Source organism: Christensenella sp. KGMB01412, assembly GCF_055522415.1.
On the sequence record NZ_JBVFVW010000022.1, the window covers coordinates 1 to 2,677 of the forward strand.

Below are 2,677 nucleotides of genomic sequence, written 5' to 3' on the forward strand. Positions count from 1 at the left end.
CGAGCTGGGCATCCCTGTGTCAGGTACGCTCGAGGATCTGGTAAAGTCGGTTGATATCATGCTGGACGCAGCGCCTAACGGAATCGGCGCAAAGAACAAGCCGCTGTATGAAAAGCACGGGGTGAAGGCCATCTTCCAGGGCGGCGAGAAAAACGAGATCGCAGACGCATTCTTCCATGGCTATGCAAACTTTGACAATGGAGTAGGTAAGGATTACCTGAAGCTGACGTCGTGCAATACGACAGGGTTGATCCGTGCGGTGGACTGCATCGATAAGCTGGTGGGCGTGGAAAAAGTAGCGATCACAATCATCAGGAGGGTGGCGGATCCGGGCGACTACCACCGTGGACTGACAAACGCGCTGCAGGTGGATAAAGCGCCCAGCCACCAGGCGCTCGACCTGATGACGATCATGCCGCATGTGGACGCAACAGGCATTCTGGTGCACACGCCGGTCACACACGGCCACATCATAACGGTTGTGGCGACGCCCAAAAAGGAGATCAGCAAGGAAGAGATGCTGGCGGCCTTCAAAAAGCATCCGCGCATCAGGGTAGTGAGGCTGGAAGACGGCTTCCTTGGGAACGCGTCGCTGTTCCGCTATGCGAGGGATCTTGGGAACGTACGCGGGGATATGTATGAAATCGCAGTATGGGAAGAGACGGTGGTGCACTCTGGCAAGGACATCATGTTTGCGATCAACATTCCGCAGGAAGCGGTTGTAATTCCTGAGAATATGGATGCAATCCGCGCGGCGCTCAACATGAACGGCTCGCAGGAGAAGGCGCTTGAGCTGACCAACAAATACCTTGGGATGAAGGCGAGATAGGAAATCTGCCTGTGGCGGCGGGCATGAAGAACGCGGTACGTTTCAGGGGTATACACCGTATTGCTTCATTTCGCGCCGGATCAGGTGATTGGCTTTTTCCCGGGCAGGCGCAGGACAGCTTGCGACTCAGGGACGCGCGTACATTGTAAATGCAGGACAAAAACGCGCTCTGCCTCCGCCTATTCGAATCTATGAAAGAATCCGGTCAAAGTGTCACGGCTCCTGAAGCCCTTCGCTGCAATCTGTCCTGTGCCTGCCGGGAACAGAGTTGTATATTCGGGCGCCGTACAGTCGCTGCATAGAACGTGTAAGAACCGGTTGCAGGATATTGCCTGCTGTGGTTAGTGCAGAGCGCAAAAGAACTACCGGCAGCTTGCCGGCGGGGACATGAGGCTCCGCAATGAGGAGCTTCAGAAGCCGTGACCACGTTGTTCCATCCATGCTTTGAAAGGCGGATGCAGCGCACCGTACACAGTTTTGATTTTTGGACTGTACGGTGCGTCTCCGAAGGGCGGCGCCTTATGCCCCCGTCTTCGGATATTCCCCGAAACATCGCATATACCGCCGGTACAGGCGCAGGCTGCCGCGCGGCTTTGTACCTGTGGAACTGCAAAAGGCATTGAGAGAGGTAAGAAACAACATGAAATATGGAATCAAAACACTGGACGATTTCGACGTGCAGGGCAAAACGGTGCTGTGCCGCGTGGACGTCAACCAGCCGGTCGACAAACAGACCGGGGAACTCAAGGATACAACGCGCATCGAGGGCTGCGTACCCACTTTGCGCGAGCTTTCGGATAAAGGTGCAAAGGTCGTTGTGCTCGCCCACCAGGGCGGAGACCTCGAATACAAAAACTTCTACACAACCCAGCCGCACAGCAAGGTGCTCAGTAAGCTGCTTGACAGAAACGTGGAGTACATTGACGACGTGTGCGGACCGTATGCGCGCGAGCGCATCAAAGCAATGCAGCCCGGCGATATCCTGATGCTCGACAACGTGCGTATCATGGGCGAGGAGCTGACGCTGTTTGAGACGAAGCTGCGCCTGACGCATGAGGAGCAGGCAAAGACGACTGTGGTAAGAAAGCTCGCGCCGCTTGCAGACCTTTACGTATGCGACGCGTTTGCAGCCTCCCACAGGGACCAGCCCACCCTGTGCGGCTTCGAATACCTGCTGCCAAGCGCAATGGGTAGGCTGTTTGAAAAGGAATATGAAATCATTTCGACAATCATGAGCGTGCCGGAGCGCCCGTGTATGTTTGTGCTGGGCGGCGCAAAGATCGAGGACGCGTTCCTGATGATGGAGACGGTTCTGGCAAACGACAGCGCGGATATGATCCTCACAGGCGGCCTTGTGGGCAATGTGATGCTTGCTGCCTGCGGGGTGGACATCGGCAAAGCGTCTATGGCGTTCCTCAGGAAGAAAAATCTTCTGGAGCTGCTGCCTGAAGCCAAAAGGCTGTGCCAAACCTACCGTGATAAGCTCGTACTGCCCGTTGACCTTGCATGCGTAACAGACGGCAAACGCAAGGATGTGCCGCTTAGCGGCGTATCGGACGAGGAAGTGTATATCGACATTGGGAAAGAGACTGCGGCCAAATACAGCGAAACCTTAAACTATGCGCAGACGGTTTTCATCAATGGGCCGATGGGCGTATTTGAGGACAGGGAATCCGAGCTTGGGACAAGGGCGGTATGGGAAGCGATCGCGCATTCGGACGCATATTCCGTGGTAGGCGGAGGAGACAGCGTGACCGCAACCAAAAAGTTCGGTCTCAAGGATGAGATGTCGTACATCTGCACAGGAGGCGGAGCCCTGGTGCGCTTCCTTTCCAACGAAGAGCTTCC

At 55.6% G+C, this 2,677-nt stretch carries 2 protein-coding genes; both read left to right on the forward strand.

Annotation, left to right across the window (positions count from 1 at the left end):
- Positions 1-829, forward strand: an 829-nt coding sequence (locus ACS5WU_RS13825) for a type II glyceraldehyde-3-phosphate dehydrogenase (protein WP_465089203.1), incomplete at its 5' end; no start/stop codon positions are given.
- A gap of 601 nt (positions 830-1,430) precedes the next feature.
- Positions 1,431-2,677, forward strand: a 1,247-nt coding sequence (locus ACS5WU_RS13830; protein ID WP_465089204.1) for a phosphoglycerate kinase, incomplete at its 3' end; no start/stop codon positions are given.